The sequence below is a fragment of the Mucilaginibacter frigoritolerans genome (assembly GCF_007830615.1).
In the GTDB taxonomy this organism is placed as follows: Bacteria; Bacteroidota; Bacteroidia; order Sphingobacteriales; family Sphingobacteriaceae; genus Mucilaginibacter; species Mucilaginibacter frigoritolerans.
This window is the reverse complement of sequence record NZ_VLLI01000008.1, coordinates 248986-265458: the sequence shown is the minus strand read 5'-3', so window position 1 is coordinate 265458 and position 16473 is coordinate 248986. Positions and strand designations below refer to the sequence as shown.

Annotated in this window: 13 protein-coding genes and 1 tRNA gene; all 14 read right to left on the bottom strand. The window is 38.2% G+C overall.

Annotated features, from left to right (window positions below):
- Positions 1 to 3 precede the first annotated feature (3 nt).
- Positions 4 to 348: a Spx/MgsR family RNA polymerase-binding regulatory protein gene (locus tag JN11_RS14920; RefSeq protein WP_144913826.1), complete on the bottom strand. Its 345-nt coding sequence runs from the start codon at positions 346 to 348 to the stop codon at positions 4 to 6.
- Between the two features lie 128 nt (positions 349 to 476).
- Positions 477 to 2939, bottom strand: a complete 2463-nt coding sequence (locus JN11_RS14915; RefSeq protein ID WP_144913825.1) for an outer membrane beta-barrel family protein — start codon at positions 2937 to 2939, stop codon at positions 477 to 479.
- A 150-nt stretch (positions 2940 to 3089) separates the two neighbouring features.
- A complete protein-coding gene (locus tag JN11_RS14910) occupies positions 3090 to 5243 on the bottom strand; it encodes a M56 family metallopeptidase (protein WP_144913823.1) in 2154 nt (717 codons plus the stop codon).
- 4 nt (positions 5244 to 5247) lie between these two features.
- The gene (locus JN11_RS14905; protein WP_144913822.1) at positions 5248 to 5652 is read right to left on the bottom strand and encodes a BlaI/MecI/CopY family transcriptional regulator; all 405 of its coding nucleotides are present in this window, start codon (positions 5650 to 5652) and stop codon (positions 5248 to 5250) included.
- A gap of 176 nt (positions 5653 to 5828) precedes the next feature.
- The gene (locus JN11_RS14900; protein WP_144913820.1) at positions 5829 to 8288 is read right to left on the bottom strand and encodes an outer membrane beta-barrel family protein; all 2460 of its coding nucleotides are present in this window, start codon (positions 8286 to 8288) and stop codon (positions 5829 to 5831) included.
- A 162-nt stretch (positions 8289 to 8450) separates the two neighbouring features.
- A complete protein-coding gene (gene pth / locus JN11_RS14895) occupies positions 8451 to 9011 on the bottom strand; it encodes an aminoacyl-tRNA hydrolase (protein WP_144913819.1) in 561 nt (186 codons plus the stop codon).
- A 173-nt stretch (positions 9012 to 9184) separates the two neighbouring features.
- On the bottom strand, positions 9185 to 9769 hold the full coding sequence (locus JN11_RS14890; protein ID WP_144913817.1) for a 50S ribosomal protein L25/general stress protein Ctc: 585 nt from the start codon (positions 9767 to 9769) through the stop codon (positions 9185 to 9187).
- Between the two features lie 114 nt (positions 9770 to 9883).
- Positions 9884 to 10828: a ribose-phosphate pyrophosphokinase gene (locus tag JN11_RS14885; protein WP_144913816.1), complete on the bottom strand. Its 945-nt coding sequence runs from the start codon at positions 10826 to 10828 to the stop codon at positions 9884 to 9886.
- Positions 10829 to 10982: 154 nt separating this feature from the next.
- Positions 10983 to 11053 (bottom strand) — tRNA-Gln (locus tag JN11_RS14880).
- Positions 11054 to 11152: 99 nt separating this feature from the next.
- The gene (locus tag JN11_RS14875) at positions 11153 to 12109 is read right to left on the bottom strand and encodes an acetyl-CoA carboxylase carboxyltransferase subunit alpha (RefSeq protein WP_144913814.1); all 957 of its coding nucleotides are present in this window, start codon (positions 12107 to 12109) and stop codon (positions 11153 to 11155) included.
- A gap of 33 nt (positions 12110 to 12142) precedes the next feature.
- Positions 12143 to 12661: a hypothetical protein gene (locus JN11_RS14870; RefSeq protein ID WP_144913812.1), complete on the bottom strand. Its 519-nt coding sequence runs from the start codon at positions 12659 to 12661 to the stop codon at positions 12143 to 12145.
- A gap of 126 nt (positions 12662 to 12787) precedes the next feature.
- Complete coding sequence (locus JN11_RS14865) at positions 12788 to 14509, bottom strand: HAMP domain-containing sensor histidine kinase (protein ID WP_144913810.1); 1722 nt, start codon at positions 14507 to 14509, stop codon at positions 12788 to 12790.
- A complete protein-coding gene (locus tag JN11_RS14860; protein ID WP_144913809.1) occupies positions 14509 to 15642 on the bottom strand; it encodes a sensor protein KdpD in 1134 nt (377 codons plus the stop codon). Before JN11_RS14860 ends, JN11_RS14865 begins: the two co-directional genes overlap by 1 nt.
- A 235-nt stretch (positions 15643 to 15877) precedes the next feature.
- The gene (locus tag JN11_RS14855) at positions 15878 to 16444 is read right to left on the bottom strand and encodes a hypothetical protein (RefSeq protein WP_144913807.1); all 567 of its coding nucleotides are present in this window, start codon (positions 16442 to 16444) and stop codon (positions 15878 to 15880) included.
- Positions 16445 to 16473: the final 29 nt, after the last annotated feature.

The window sequence follows — 16473 nt, the reverse complement described above, 5'->3', positions numbered from 1 at the left end:
AACTTATTTAATTAGTCCTTTATAAACGCCTTCATCAAAGCCAAAATATAAAAAGCCATTATCTTCAATAACAGGTCGCTTAATCATGCTTGTTTTTTGTTGGAGCAATTTCAAAGCATCAGCTGAGCTTTTAATGCTTTCTTTTACTTCGGGATCGAGTTGTTTCCAGGTAAGTCCTTGTTTGTTCATAAACTTTTCATATCCTGCTTTCTGATCCCATTCCTGCAGCTTCTGCTCGCTTATGCCCAGCTTTTTAAAATCATGAAACTCATAATCAACATGATTGGCTTTTAGCCAGTCGAGTGCTTTTTTAACTGTATTACAATTGGTGATGCCGTAAACTTTCATTCGGTAAATATAGTTTTTTTAAGAGGCAAGAAACAAGAGCCAGGAATCGGGATTTGAAACAAACACGCTAACTTTTATTGATTAATTAACCATAGACATGAATTGCCCGACCCCTGACTCTTGTTTCCTTAATTCCCTCCACCACTACTTTTACTGCCGCTCTTCACATCATCATTGTTAATGCTGCGCTGGTTCTTTTTGATATCGCTGTTCAGTTTACCAAACTTGTAGTTAAACCTTATGGCAAAGGTGCGGTAATAGCTTTGGCTGTATGATGATTGGGAAAAATCTACCGTATTGGTGGTAGTACGGTAATCAATATATTTACCATAAGGATTGTTGGCCACCAACGAGATCACCATTTTCTTATTCAAAAACTCTTTTGATACTACGTACTGTGAAAAAAAACGATCATTTGATTGCCCCTGTAAAGTAATATCGCTTGTGATAAAGGCAGCATTGGCTCCAATGGCGTAGCCATCATCAAACTTATACCGTACATTAAAAAAGGTATTGCCAGTAAAGCCCTGGTTTGTATAAAACTGGCCATTGTACATCCCTTTTAGCCATACATGGTTAAGCTGCAGGTTTATGCCAAATGATAAAGGCTTGCTTATATTGAGGTGTGTATTAAAATTGAATCCCAGCGTGCGGTTACTTCCTAAATTCTCGTAGGTCGTGTAAGTTACGGTGTCTCTCCTGCCATTTAAACTATCTGCCCGTAAGCTTGATACGTTTTGGATAGAGTTATTGGAGAAAGCATAGCTAAGGCCTGCATTGATAGAGTTTTTACCAAAGTGGCTATAAGTTAGCTCAAAAGTGTTATCCAATTCGGGACGTAAACCAGGATTACCGGTACTTATAAACTGAGGGTTTGACAGATTAATAAATGGATTGAGCTGATAAATACCGGGGCGTTGAATACGCTGGGTAAATCCTAAGTTAATGCTGCTGCTGGTAAACCTTCGCTGAATGGATACGGAAGGGATCAAATTGCTATAATCCGGAGCTACGGAAACTCCGGCTGAAGTAAAATCAGCATTAATGGTAGTATGTTCCAAACGTAAACCAGCTTTAGCAGTCCATTTATCTAATTTAAGCTGATAGGAATTATACAAACTATAAACATCCTGCCGGTAATTAAAATTATTGGTTTGTTCAGCATTGGGTACAAATTGTTGGGTAAGGCTATCCCTGTCGTCCAGCGTATAATCACTGAAGTTGTTTCGTAATATGGCTTTTGTTCCTGCTTCAATAGTAACTTTTTTGCTTAACGGCCCGGTAAAATCAACCTGTAAGGTATTGGTTCTGCTGCCCGAATTACTGTATTGCTGATAATCGGGCACTGCCGATACAGGATAATTCATCCGCTCAGAAAATAAATTACTGTTAAACTGCTTATCGGGCGAGTAGTTGTATTGATAAGAAAAAGTAAGCAGCTCGTCCTTTGATTTTTTAAAACCAAGCTGATAATTCAGCGCAGCATCCAAACCCAGGTAGCGTTCTGTCCCGGCATTTTGCAGCATATAACCTTGTGTGGCAACACCGGCACTATCTGTATTGGATGTTTGATTAATGCCGGTAATGGTATGCTGTTTATAAAAGCTAAACGAGCCTGTGAGCAGGTTAAGTGAATCCAGCTCATAGCTTAACTCTATATCGCCATAATCATAAGTGGTACGCCTTAAATTGGAAGCCGTTTGGGAGATAGTGTTTTGGTTGGCAAAAATATTCTCGGTAGTGCCGGAGTTTGTTACCGTCTGTTTCTGATTACCAAAGCCAAAATAACCGGATACGCCCAATTTACCTTGCTTATAAGCACCATTAAAATTATACCCAGGGCCATATATCGAGTTATACCTTCCGTTTATGGCTACATTATAACCCTGATCAGCATTTTTTTTTGTAATGATGTTGATAATACCAGCCAAACCCTCGGCATCGTACTTTGCCGGTGGCGTGGTAATTACTTCAATTTTTTCAATATTGCTGGCCGGCATAGATTTTAATATATCCGAAGGGTTTTTCGCCATCATAGCCGATTCTTTACCGTTGATCAGTATTTTATAGTTCCCACTGCCTTTCAGCAATACGTTATCATTTCCATCAACAGTTAACAAAGGCACTTTACGCATCATATCAAGGGCCGATAGTGCAGTGCTTTCCGGATCGGCTTGTACGTTATAGCCAATACGGTCTACCTCCTGGGTCATAATGGGTTTTACGGCACTTATGGAAACTTCTTTTAACTGATTGGTAGATGGAGCCAGCAATATCTTGCCCAGGTTAGCTTCAGCACCGCTATCGGCAACAGGTACAGCTTTATTAGCGTAACCAATAAACGCCAGCACCAGGCTATAGGGACTACCTGATGGGGCTTTCAAAACAAAACTACCATCATCACTTGTTAAAGCACTTTTTACAGATTTATTAGTTTTGGCATCCTGCAAGGCAACCGTTACATAAGGCATGGGCTTATTGGTTGCCGAGTCAATAGCAATGCCTTTTACTGATAGCATTGGCGGAGCATTTTGGGCCCGGGCAATAGCCGACAGCAAAATAACCGGTATGAGTAATATCCATTTTTTCATAGGTAGATGTTTTGTTCGTTTAAGGGCATGGCGAAGCCCCTTCGAAAAAATATATTTTCAAAAAATAAATAGTACGGGGTTTATTACCCCATTAATAAATTAGTAATGGAAGCCTGAAGGGTTTAGTTATTCTTCATGCTTGTTTTTAGATTAAAGGTCGTTTTTGCCGTAAAAATACCCCATGCCATACATTTGCACGGGACCGTAGTAAAACCCGAAGCGCGGATTTCTGATATATTTTTCCGCCAATCGTTTTTGTATTTCTTCGGGCTGTTTTACCCCATTTACAATTAATTCAGTTTCGGTAAGGCCAAACCAGCTCAGGCTGTTTTTATCTTTCACCACATTGGCATTAATCAGGTCAGTAATAATGCTTTTCATCTCCTCTTTCACTATCCTTTGCTCTGCCTCTTGTCTTCTAAAATAAAGCGAGTCATTCTTTTTGTTAAAAGCACGCTTCTTAAAGATCAGCGTATCTCTCACCTTCCTGAGCGAATCACTCTTCTTTTGAATTCTAATAACCTTCTGATTTATTTTGGCGTCAACCCGACCCTTTATAACAACTTCATCAACGGCCTTTTTTCTTTCAAAGTAAATTTCGTCTTGTATTTCCTTTTTTGTAGGATTAGTGTCACCACGCAGTGCAAGTTCTTTGCGGATTTTTATCTCCAACTTCGGTGTTGGCATTACTTTAATCTTATAAAATCTCAGTTTAACGCTATCATTTTTATCGATTGATATTTTTTGAAGTTTTCTTAACTGTATTTCATTCTGTAATGCTAAATCATTGTTCCTGTTTTGTTGTTCAGAAGTACTCAGTTTTACTATATTCTTGTATTTGATAAACTTCAACTGATCTGCCGATTGATTAACCTGGGCAACAAAACCCTGGTATTTAGCCAGATCCTCATTTTTAATTGCTTTGCCGTTTATCTCCATAAAAACCAGCTGGTTGTTAATCGTTTTAAAATAATACCGGTTACCCTTATTATCCATTACCTGCACGGTGTGGTTAACAGAATCGGCACTATTGTGTAAAAACCTGATGCTCGTGAATTTTATAGCTGTATCTGCAGCAATAAGCGAATCACTTAACCGGGAATGAGTGATAATCTTATCATTAACCTGATAATTAACAATCAAAGGGGTTAATTTAGGCCGAACAGCAGTGATCTGCGGACGATCATTATTATTGTTGTTACTGGCTTTGACCATTATGGCCAGGATATTCTTTTTCAGCAAAGTAGCCGTATGTTTTATCTCTAAATTTGTTTTAGGGACGATGGTAAAGGCTGATAACATTACAATACCCAACAAAAGGATAACTTTTTCAACCACACTCAGTTTTTTATTTTCCAGATCAACCATACGTTTAAAGCGATTCTTTAGCTGGTTACGACCAAGTCCAAGCGCCATGGCATGTCCCATTGAGCTATCGGCGTATTCGTGGAAGCTTAACAAAGCTTGCAGATAGCTTCCTTTTTGTATAACGTTAGCCAATACCATGTCATCGCAGCATGCCTCCCTTTCTTCCCGGATTAAGGCCGATAGCCATAATAAGGCAGGGTTAAAGAAAAACACGGTTTCAACAATGCCCTGCAATATGTTAACCAAATAATCCCTGCGAATAATGTGTGCCAGTTCATGCCATAAAATAGTATCAACCTGCCCCGGCGGCAATTGTAATACCAACCCTAAGGGTAGCAATATAACCGGTTTAAAAAAGCCAATGGTTACCGGTACTTTTATCAGTTCCGATTGAAGTAGCACAACCTTTTGATGAATACCTAATTTTTTACTGAACGATAAAACTTTACGCTCCCACTCTTCATCAATTAAATGAACCTTATTATAACGGATGTGATGTACATAAAACAAGCCCCCTGCCATTTTTACACTTTTAACGGCGAAACAAATCAACCACACAAAAAATATCCAACCCGATTGCTGGTTAAGAAAAGTAATCGTCCGGTTTATAAAACTGATCTCTTTTACTCCAGCCTCATTAACGTTTACAACTGTTAGATTACCTGAAATTGCCGGAACGTGATTAGCAATGCTTAACGTATGCCTGCCATTGGTTAGCTCCAGGTAAAAAGTAAAACCTGATGACAATACAAATAATACCAATACACCGCACAATAAGCGGTACCGCATGCGCGAGCTTGCTTTTTTAGTAAAGGCAATTACCAGGCCGGCAAGCGCGGCAATAATAAGCCCTATCCAAAGTGAATGGATCAATGTCCAGCAGATGGCTTTAATCTCATGGTCAGAAAGCCATTGGGTTAAAAATGAGGTTCCCATATCTTTAATCTTTTTGGTCTATTTTTTTAATCAGTTCCTTAAACTCCTCCATTTCTTTTGGAGATATTTTTTTGTTACCTAAAAGCTGCATCATTAAACTACTTGCCGAACCATTAAACAGGTTATCAACTACTTTATCCAACAAGAAGCCTTTGGTTTTCCCTTCTTCCACAGCGGCTTTATAAATGTGGGTCATCTGGCTGCTATCTTTTTCCAGGAATTTCTTTTCAACCATTATCTGCATTAGCTTAAGCGTTGACATATAAATTACCGGCCGCTTTTCTTTATTCAGATAATCATTTACAAAACGGGCTGTTGACGGGCCAAACTCCCATAACACCTGTAATATCTCCAGTTCAGACTTTGTAGGTTCTGATAATGAGCTGTTTTGATCTTTTGATGCTTTCATATAACAATGATAAGAATAATTTCTTATCATTCAAATACTTTTGAGCTATAGTTATACAAAACACTGATAATCAATTAAATAAAATAAGAATAATTTCTTACCTATATAAAAAAGAGAATCAAACAAAAAAACCTGCCTAATAATGAGCAGGTTTTCAATTTATTATTGCTTAGCTTTTAGCTTCCGCCATTGCTTTTACCACCGCCTTTGGTATCATCATTATCAATACCATGTGCGTTTTTCTTTATTTCGCTATTCAGTTTACCAAACTTGTAACTAAACCTCACAGCAAAAGTTCTGTAGGGTTCTTCGTTATATGAATATTGATAGTATTGTGATGTTGTTGTAGTGGAGTTATTACTGTGGTACTTGCTTTCGGGGTTATTGGCCACTAATGATATAGTAGCTTTTTTCTGCAAAAACTCCTTGGTAAGCACTAAAGCGTTGTAAATGTAATTACTGGTATGTCCCTGAAGGGTAACATCGCCGCTAAAGAAACCGGCATCAACACCAACTCTGTAACCGCCATCAAATTTGTAGCTTACGTTAGCAAAAGCATTGCCGGTAATACCAGTATTTTTATAAAACTGATCATTATAAGTACCTGTTAACCATATTTTGGATACTTGCCCGTTTAGGCTTAACGCAAATTTGGGCGTAAAATTAATGTTGGTATTGATGTTGAATCCTAAAGTGCGGTTGCTTCCTAAATTCGCATAGGTTGTTTTAGTAACGGTATCTCTGGTATGATTAGCAGTACTATCAACGCTCAAACTTGAAACATTCTGGATAGAATTATTTGAAAACTGGTAGCTTAAACCGGCAGTAAAAGAGTTTTTGGAGAAATTACTGTAAGTTAATTCAAAATTATTGTTCAATTCAGGCCGCAGATTGGGGTTACCGGTACTGATAAATTTAGGGTTTGAATTATCAACAAAAGGGTTTAACTGGTAAATTCCTGGTCTTTGTATCCGCTGGGTAAAGCCGAAATTTATACTGCTGGTTTTAAAGCTGCGCTGAATAGAAATAGATGGAATAAAATTGTTATAATTTTGATTTACAGTAGTATTTACTGAACTAAAATCAGCATTTACCGTGGTATGTTCCAGCCTTAAACCAGCTTTAGCCGTCCACTTATCCATTTTTAACTGATAAGAATTGTACAAACTGTATACATCTTGCTGATAGTTGAAATCGTCCGTATAAATTGGATTAGGATTAAACTGATTGGTAGCTGAATCAAGGTCCGAGCGGTTAAAATCACTATAGTCATTCCTTAAGATAGCTTTGGCACCAGCCTCAAGCGTGATTTGTTTAAAGGGCTGGGCATAATCAATCTGTATGGTATGTGCTCTTTCACCTGAGTTATTGTATTGATTAAAATCCGGTTGCTCAGATTGAGGATAATTAAATTGCTGCGAAAAACTATTATTACTGTAATTGGTATTAGGCGAATAGCTGAACTTATAGGATAAAGTAAGTAACTGTTCTTTGTTTCGTTTAAAGCCAATCTGGTAATTGACTGTTGCATCCATACCCTGGAAAGTATTATAGCCTGATGATTGCTGAAAATAATATTGAGCCAGAGAACCATCAAAATTCCTCGTATCTGAAGACTGTCCATTAGTTTGGTTATTGGTACCATGATAGGTCTGGAAGGACGCAGTTAACAGGTTAAGGCTATCAATCTCATAGCTAATCTCGGCTGTACCAAAGTAATTATGGAACTTGTTATTTCCATAACCGTTCTGTGTAGTAGTTTGACCGCCAAAAATGTTTTGTGTATTACCTGAATTTGCATTAAAACCATTGTTATGGTTTGTGCCTGCAAAAATACTTACGCCAACCTTACCCTCTTTAATGCTTGCATGCCCATATAATCCCGGTCCGTAAATACTATTATAGCGGCCACTAATATTACCATTATAACCCTGGTCAGCATTCTTTTTGGTGATGATGTTGATGATACCTGTTAGGCCTTCAGCATCGTACTTTGCAGGAGGAGTGGTAATTACTTCAATCTTTTCAATATTATCAGCTGGCATTGCCTTTAATACATCCGATGGGCTTTTAGCCATCAATGCTGATTCTTTACCATTAATAAGTATTTTATAGTTACCACTACCTTTCAGTTTAACATTATCACTGGCATCAACTGATAATAAGGGCACTTTGCGCATCATATCAAGTGCAGTAAGTGCCTTGCTCTCTGGGTCATTCTGTACGTTATAGCTAATACGGTCAACTTCCTGCTTCATGATGGGTTTAACCGCCGTTATGGAAACTTCCTTCAACTCATTGCTTGATGTTGATAGCAAAACATTACCTGCGTTAACATCAGCATTTGTATTAGCCAGTTTTTTCGTTTTATTTTTATATCCTACTGAAGCAAGCACCAACTGGTAAGCTTTGCCTTTGGCCACCCTGAGCTCAAAGCTGCCATCATCTTTTGATAAGCCTGACATTACCGACTTCCCCGTTGCAGCATCCTGCACAGCAACCGTTACGTAGCCTACAGGCTTATTGGTAGTTGAATCAATAACAGTGCCCTTAACCGTTATTGTTTGAAGATTAGTTTGAGCCGTTACAAACCGGGTGAGTAAGCAGCAAGCTGCCAGTAGTAAAAGTTTTTTCATGATTTTATTCAGGGTTATAGACACAAAAATTAGCAAAGCGTTACAGTAAACGAAACTTTTAACGTTTTTTAACTAAAATATTAGTTATTGTAACATACATATTACAAAAGGCGAATAAAAATGCCCAAAAAGGTTATAAAATTGTTAATTTGAGGTTATTAGCTAGCGGTTATACTTGGTCATGGTAAGCTCAACTCCAATGGTTGCAAAGCTTTTTATCATTTCGATAGAGCGATCAATTAAAGCAGGTAATTCGGGGAGTTCTTCTTTATCAAAGCCATCCAGCACATAATCAACCTGGCGGCCTTTGGGGAAATTATCGCTCACCCCAAAACGTAAGCGGGCATAGTTATTATGGCCAAGGGTAGCTTCAATATGTTTTAAACCGTTATGCCCGGCGGCACTTCCTTTAGGTTTAAGGCGTAGTGTTCCAAATGGCAGTGCAATATCATCAACCAAAACAAGCACATTTTCAATCGGAATCTTTAATTCCTTCATCCAGTGGTTAAGTGCTTTACCACTCAAATTCATAAAAGTAGTTGGCTTAATCAAATAAAGGGTACGGGCTTTATAATTCACCTCGGTATAATAAGCAAGACGCATATTATAAAACTTTACCGATTCCTGTTTGGCCATTTCATCAAGAATCATAAAACCGATGTTATGCCGGGTATCAGCATATTCGGGACCAATGTTTCCTAATCCAACTATCAGATATTTCATACCCCCTAGCCCCCTGAAGGGGGAATTTTTGATTTACCAATAGCGATGGGTTTTAAACCCATCGCTATTAGGCACTTATTAATTTTTATTTTTTCAAAATACCCAAAAAAAGCGATAAGTATAAACTTATCGCTTTTTAATTCCTCCAATTCCCCCTTCAGGGGGTTAGGGGGTTATTTTTTACCTTGAGCAGCTTCCTGTTCAGCTTGACGTAACGCACGTGAGGTGGTTACAGATACAATAGTATCTTCTTTAGCATTGGTAATAGTTAATTTTCCAATTTTAAGGTCGCCAACTTTAACTGATTTACCAACTTCTAAAGTTTCGATGCTTACTTCAATAGCATCCAAATGATCTTTAGGAAGTGCTTTGATACGTAATTTTCTTAATTTCTGAACCAGTTTACCACCAGTTTTAACACCTGGAGAAGTTCCGGTTAATTTAACAGGGATCTCAATAGTGATCGGTTTTTTCTCGTCTAACAATAAAAAGTCAACGTGAATAATTTGTTCAGTTAACGGGTGGAACTGAAGATCTTTAATGATAGCCTGTGATTTTACACCAGCTATTTCTAAGTCGATGAAATGAACAACCGGAGTATAAACAACGGCTTTCAAATCAGCTGCGGACACTGAAAAGTGGGTTTGAGTAGCCCCACCGTAAAGTACTGCCGGCACTTGAGCCTGGTAACGCAGTTCTTTAGCGTCTCTTTTCCCTACGTTCTCTCTTGGAGAACCGCTAATAGCAATTGATTTCATTTATTTGTTTTAATTTTAAGTCTATAGCCCATAGACCATAGCATTGTGTATATATTACTTTATTATATTCTTTTCAAATTCGTTTATGGATATCGCTCATAAACTATAGACTTCTCAGTCTACACGAAACAGCTGGCTGATAGAGCCATGCTCATTTACGTTCATTATTGCACTGGCAAACAAGTTGGCAGTACTCAACACTCTTATTTTACTACTTTGATATTTAAGCGGTATAGTATCAGTAACAATCAATTCGGTCAATACTGAATTTTCAATGGTTTCATAGGCCTTACCTGATAAAACAGGATGCGTACAAACTGCACGTACACTACTCGCGCCACGTTCCATTATTAATCCGGCTGCTTTTGATAAAGTACCTGCAGTATCGCAAATATCATCAATCAGCACAATGTCTTGACCTGTAACATCACCTATTAAGGTCATCGCCTCAATTTCATTAGCACGTTTACGGCGTTTATCACAAATTACCACTTCTGCATTGAAGAACTTGGCAAAGGTACGCGCCCTGTAAGAACCACCCATATCAGGCGAAGCAATGGTTAAGTTTTTTAATCCAAGGCTTTTGATATAAGGAACAAAAATGATAGATGCATCCAGGTGATCAACCGGGATATCGAAAAAGCCTTGTATCTGTGCTGCGTGCAGATCCATTGTCATGATGCGATTAATGCCGGCAGCTACTAATAAGTTAGCAACCAGTTTTGCACCAATGGCTACACGCGGTTTATCTTTTCTATCCTGACGAGCCAGACCGAAATACGGAATAACTGCGGTTACATAATGCGCAGATGCACGGCGGGCGGCATCAGTCATCATCAGTAGTTCCATCAGGTTATCAGTAGGCGGACAAGTTGATTGAATTAAAAACACATCGCAGCCACGTACAGATTCATTAAAGTGAGGTTGAAATTCACCATCGCTGAAACGCGATATAGCGACATCGCCCAGATCCCGACCGTAAGACGCAGCGATATTTGCTGCCAGTACCTGGGTACCGGAGCCCGCAAATAATTTAACCGGGTTAAACTGTAAAGGCATTTTTCGATTTCGGATTTCGGATTTTCAATTTCGGATTTTTATTTACCCTGATCTGAATATCCCGATGGCCAGTTATTAAAAAACAATTCGGATTTCAATCGTTCATTCGGAATAAATCCGAAATTGAACATTCGAAATCCGAAATATCAACTTGTTGCCCGACCAGGATTCGAACCTAGACAAACGGTACCAAAAACCGTCGTACTACCATTATACTATCAGGCAATCTCCTTAGGATTGTTATCCTCTCCAAAAAGGAATGCAAATATAGGACGTTTTTTTTGTTATCAAAAGGTTTTTGAAAAAATATTAAAAAGACTTTTCTTAGTCCTCAATAACTACACCCATTGAGCAGAATTTATCAATTCTTTCAGCAACCAATTCATCAATATTGCGCTCTTTAAGTTGTTTTAAGTCTTTTAACAATTGTTTTTTTAGCGTTGCAGCCATCGCTACTGGATCCTGATGAGCCCCACCAAGTGGCTCTTTTATTACGCCGTCAATCAGCTTGTTCTTCAGCATATCAGTTGAAGTTAGCTTCAGCATTTCTGCAGCGCGTTCTTTTTGCTCCCAGGTTTTAAATAAAATAGTTGAACAGTTTTCTGGAGAGATTACCGAATACCATGAATTTTCAAGCATCATTACCTTATCACCAATGGCAATACCTAATGCACCGCCCGAAGCACCTTCACCTATAATTACACAAATTACCGGAACTCTCAGTATTGACATTTCGAGCAAATTGCGGGCTATAGCCTCGCCTTGTCCGCGTTCTTCAGCTTCCAGCCCCGGGAATGCCCCAGGAGTATCAATTAAAGTAATAACCGGCTTGTTAAACTTTTCAGCCATTTTCATCAGCCTTAAAGCTTTCCGGTATCCCTCAGGGTTGGGCATACCAAAGTTACGATACTGACGTTCTTTGGTATTTTTGCCTTTTTGGTGGCCTATAAACATAGCAGTTTGCCCGTTTATAGTCCCAAAACCTCCTACTATTGCTTTATCATCGCCAACCGTACGATCACCGTGCAATTCAATAAAATCATCACACATCAGTTCAATATACTGCAAAGTATATGGCCTTTCAGGGTGACGTGCTATCTGTACTTTTTGCCAGCCGGTAAGGTTAGCGTATATTTCGTGTTTTGTTGTCTCTAACCTATTTTCCAGTTCGGTAATGGTTGCAGACATGTCCAGCTTGTTTTTGTCTTCAACTTGCTTCACTTTTTCGATCTGCAATTGCAGGTCGGCCAGTGGTTTTTCAAAATCAAAAGTGATCTTCATAAACTAAATTATTGGGCCGCTAAATTAAATAAATCAATCGGCATTTCTTCTATCTGCTTTTTGCAAGGCTGCGAGCTTGTTTATTTGCTGTTGTGAAAGCAACACCCGCGTAGCTAAACAGGCTTGCAAAATAGTATTTCTAAGCTCGCCCTGATACAATCCATAACGATTGGTATAAAATATCAGCGTGCCATTATTAAGCAAATGATACCGAAACAAGCTATCCAAAGTTCTTTCATTATTGATGATGGTTAAACCCATTTCCAATTTTTTGCGATGAAATTCTTTATTAATAGCTGTTAACTTATTTACCTGTATGGGGCTCAAATCGAGTTCATGTTTATATTTTATTGCTTTTTCGGGCAATGGATAATTATTTAACGTAGCTGCTAAATCCATATTATATAAATCATCTCCATTAAGTAAGGCATTATACTGTGCATCACTTAATGTTTTTAATGGCGAATGCTTTACCGTACTATCTGGCGTGGCTTGAGCTTTCACATTATTACAAAGCAAAGTTGCAGCAAATAAAAATAAAAGGATTCTCATAAAATTGGGTTCAGCATATTATGAGGGCAATTTTATTAATTCTTTTTATAATTTTCGGTATTCTTAAATAAAGCAACCAAAATATTTCCAGATTGTTTAAATGCTGCAGCCCAAGGTAATGCCTTTCTATAATCCATTTCCATACTTCTTCAGAGTAAAATAAAAGCGGCTACCTTCGCCCAATTCACTCTCTACTCCTATTTTGCCGGCCTGCGCTTCAATAAAATCTTTAGCTATAGCAAGGCCCAAACCTGTACCGGTTTGTTCTGTTGATGCACCAGGCACTTTAAAATACCGCTCAAATATGCGTGATAAGTATTTCTGATCAATACCACGACCATGATCCTGCACCGAAAATTCTATTTCATCAGCTTTGTACTTTTTTACAATCAAATCAACTGCTGATTTTTCATGACTATATTTAATAGCATTTGATAACAGATTAATAAGCACCCAGGTAGTTTTATCCAGGTCGGCTTGTACATCAGGCAAATTTTCATCACATTTTATATTGATGGCAACCTGTTTTTGATCGGCTGTAGTTTTTAGTGCTTTTACAGCATAATCAACAATATTTTTAGGATGTGTACTTCCAAAGTTTAACTGTAGTTTACCCGTTTCAACCTGCGCCATGTCCAATAACTCGCCGGTAATTTGAAGCAATCTTCGGGCATCTTCGTCAATATTTTCCAGTAATTGCCTTTGCTCCGGATTTACCGCACCTATCCGGCTATCTTCCAGCAACTTTAAACTCATTTTTATAGATGAGATAGGTGTTTTTAATTCATGTGAAATTGTGGCAATGAAATTAGTTTTCGCTTCATCCAATTGCTGAAATTCGGTTATATTTTTAAGGATGATAACGCTTCCAATTACTTTATCCTTGCTGGTTACGGATAATACTTCCTTGGTGTAATAACTTTCGCGGTTATCAGCATAAATTTTCATCTTATTTTGATCATTAACCAACAGATTGCGCAACAAATCGTTTTCTAATGCAATCTCAGGAGCAAGTCTGCCTGTAAGATCTTTTTCAGGCATGCCGATAAGTGTGCAGGCTACTTCATTGGCAAAAATGATGAATGATTTCTCATCAATCCCCAAAATAGCATCATGCATCGAATTGATAATGGTTTCTATACGCTTTTTTTCAAATAAAATACTGGCCAGATTGCTGTGTTCATACTCATCCAGCTTGCGGGTCATGGTATTAAAGGCATCGCCCAACTCGCCAAATTCATCGTTCGATTTAAAATTAAGCTGCTGATGATAATTACGATTAGATACTTCTTTTATCCGTTCCGTTAACTCCTTTATTGGGTTGGCAATATAGCTCGGAAAATTAACTACAAAACTAAATGCCACCAGAAACAGAAATGTAGCCGCAAATGCTACCAGTAAGGTTGCATTATTAGCCGTTTTTGTTGCGGTAGCATCCTTGAGTTCAATGGCGCTCATATTTACCTGCATAATACTGTAAATTAAGCCTCTTATTTCATTTCGCAATAAATTGCCTTTAACAGAATCATTGTTCAACAACTTAAGTTCTTCGTATTTAACACGCAGCGAACCCGTAAGCTGTCCTTCGCCACGCTCGGTAATATTGTGTTCCTGTTTTACCAGGTTATCTTCAATCGTTTTATTTTGGGCCGCGTTTAAAGAATTGGGATTTGCATCTAAAGCGACAGCCATATTTTTTGCATACTGTACAGATTTATAATTGTCTTTCAGTATAGCCTTGGCATCAGCAGAAAGGCGGCTCAAAAAATAAATCGACAAACCGCAGCTGATAAGTGCCAGCACAAACAAAAAGCTAAATCCGGCACGTAGTTTATTTTTAATAGTCATTATGAAAGTATTACAAGGTCAATATGTGTTTGGGACATTTTATTTAGCAATTGGGTAAAAACAGCTGTTTTCATAACCAGCTGGTAAAACTTAAAATGAGGTTTGCCAAGGCATATCGTTGTAATGTCGTATTTCTCGGCTGTTTCCCATATCGTTTTCGCAATGTTATCGTTTTTCACCTTTAAAACTTCGCCTCCCAATTGTGTAGCCAGTTTCATGTTATTAATCAGATGCCTTTGCGAGGCCAGGTTTATTTTATCACTGCTCTCGTTAGATGTTTGCACATAAAGCAGATACCATTTAGAGCGATAGTAAGATGCCAGCCTGGCCGTTTTCCGGATAATGATTTTGGCCGATGCTTCATTAGTGCTGATACAAGCCAAAAACAACTCCGGCCGCAGCTTGATGGTTTTAGGCACCTCTATATCTATTTTACGCTCTACCTGGTGGGCAACCTCCCTTAAGGCGAGTTCTCTTAGCTGTAAAATCCTTTCAGTTTGGAAAAAGTTATTTAAGGCCAGCGGAACCTTTTTCTCGTCGTATATTTTACCTTCTTTCAGGCGGTCAATCAGCTCATCGGCAGTAAGGTCAATGTTTACCACTTCATCAGCCATTTGCAAAACCTTATCGGGGATGCGCTCATTGATAGCCGTACCGGTAATTTTTTCAACTTCTTCGTTCAAGCTTTCAATGTGCTGAATGTTTATGGCGCTGATTACATTGATACCCGCATTTAAAATATCCATTACATCCTGCCAGCGCTTTTCGTTTTTGCTGCCTTCAATATTGGAGTGTGCCAGCTCATCAACTATTACTACTTCGGGTCTGAGGTTAATAATGGCGTTCAGATCCATTTCTTCCAGCTCTTTACCTTTATAAAAAAGTTTACGCCGAGGAATAAGTGGCAAGCCCTCCAGCTGTGCTACCGTTTCTTTACGGTTATGCGTTTCAACGTAACCTATTTTTACGTCAATACCATTGCGCATAAGCGTTTGAGCTTCCAGTAGCATACGGTATGTTTTGCCCACACCGGCACTCATGCCGATATAAATTTTAAACTTACCACGCCTTGATCGCTTTATCAGATCAAGAAAGTGCTCAACAGATTGCTCCTTATTTTGCTCTTCGTTCATTTTCTCTTGTTTGATCAGACGACTTTGTTTATGCTTCCTGTTTTAAATTTAATCAACATAATTAATTATTCAGCCAATCAATTAATTCTCTTAAACCTTATAAAGGGGGGCCGACACCCCCCTTTTTTCACGCGGACCTCAATCAAACCAAACCTATAATTATCAAACAATAAATAATTATAACGTGTAGCCCGCGCTAACCTTTACAGACTGTATCATTGCCTGTATATTTTTATTACTGTAAACTTTCTGAATACAATTCTTTTATCTTGAATTCATTTGATTGTGCATCATAAGCATCCAGCTTTATATCACTCTTTGACGCCAGCTCCACCATATTTTTAAATTTAGTGTTTTTTGGAAAAGCTACTGCTATGTTTTCGGGTGTTAAAGGCTGTATGGCATCAACAGATTTTTTGCTGAAATAATAAACCTTTGTTGGTTTAGGGCCCTTACCTTGTTGCACCAATTTATCATAACTGTAAATATAGAAGCCAGTAGTATCCACAATCTGGTAGGCTTTGCCATCCTGAAAGCGATAATCTTTATTATCAGCATCGTGATAGCCGAACAACTGATCTTTTGCAAGAACCGTCTTTTTTCCATTGCCCACAACAGTTACGTTCTTTGAGCCAATAAATTCATTTTTTTTGATTTTATCGGCAGTGTAACTCAATTTATGATTTACATAGTCGTTGTATGTTAAATACAATCCACTTTGTTGTTTCTGGGCATTTGAGGTTTGAATCAATCCAAATGTCAATACGATGATCGTAATCATTTGAAATTTAAACGTTTTCATTTTTTTAATTATTTAATGTATGTATTTGG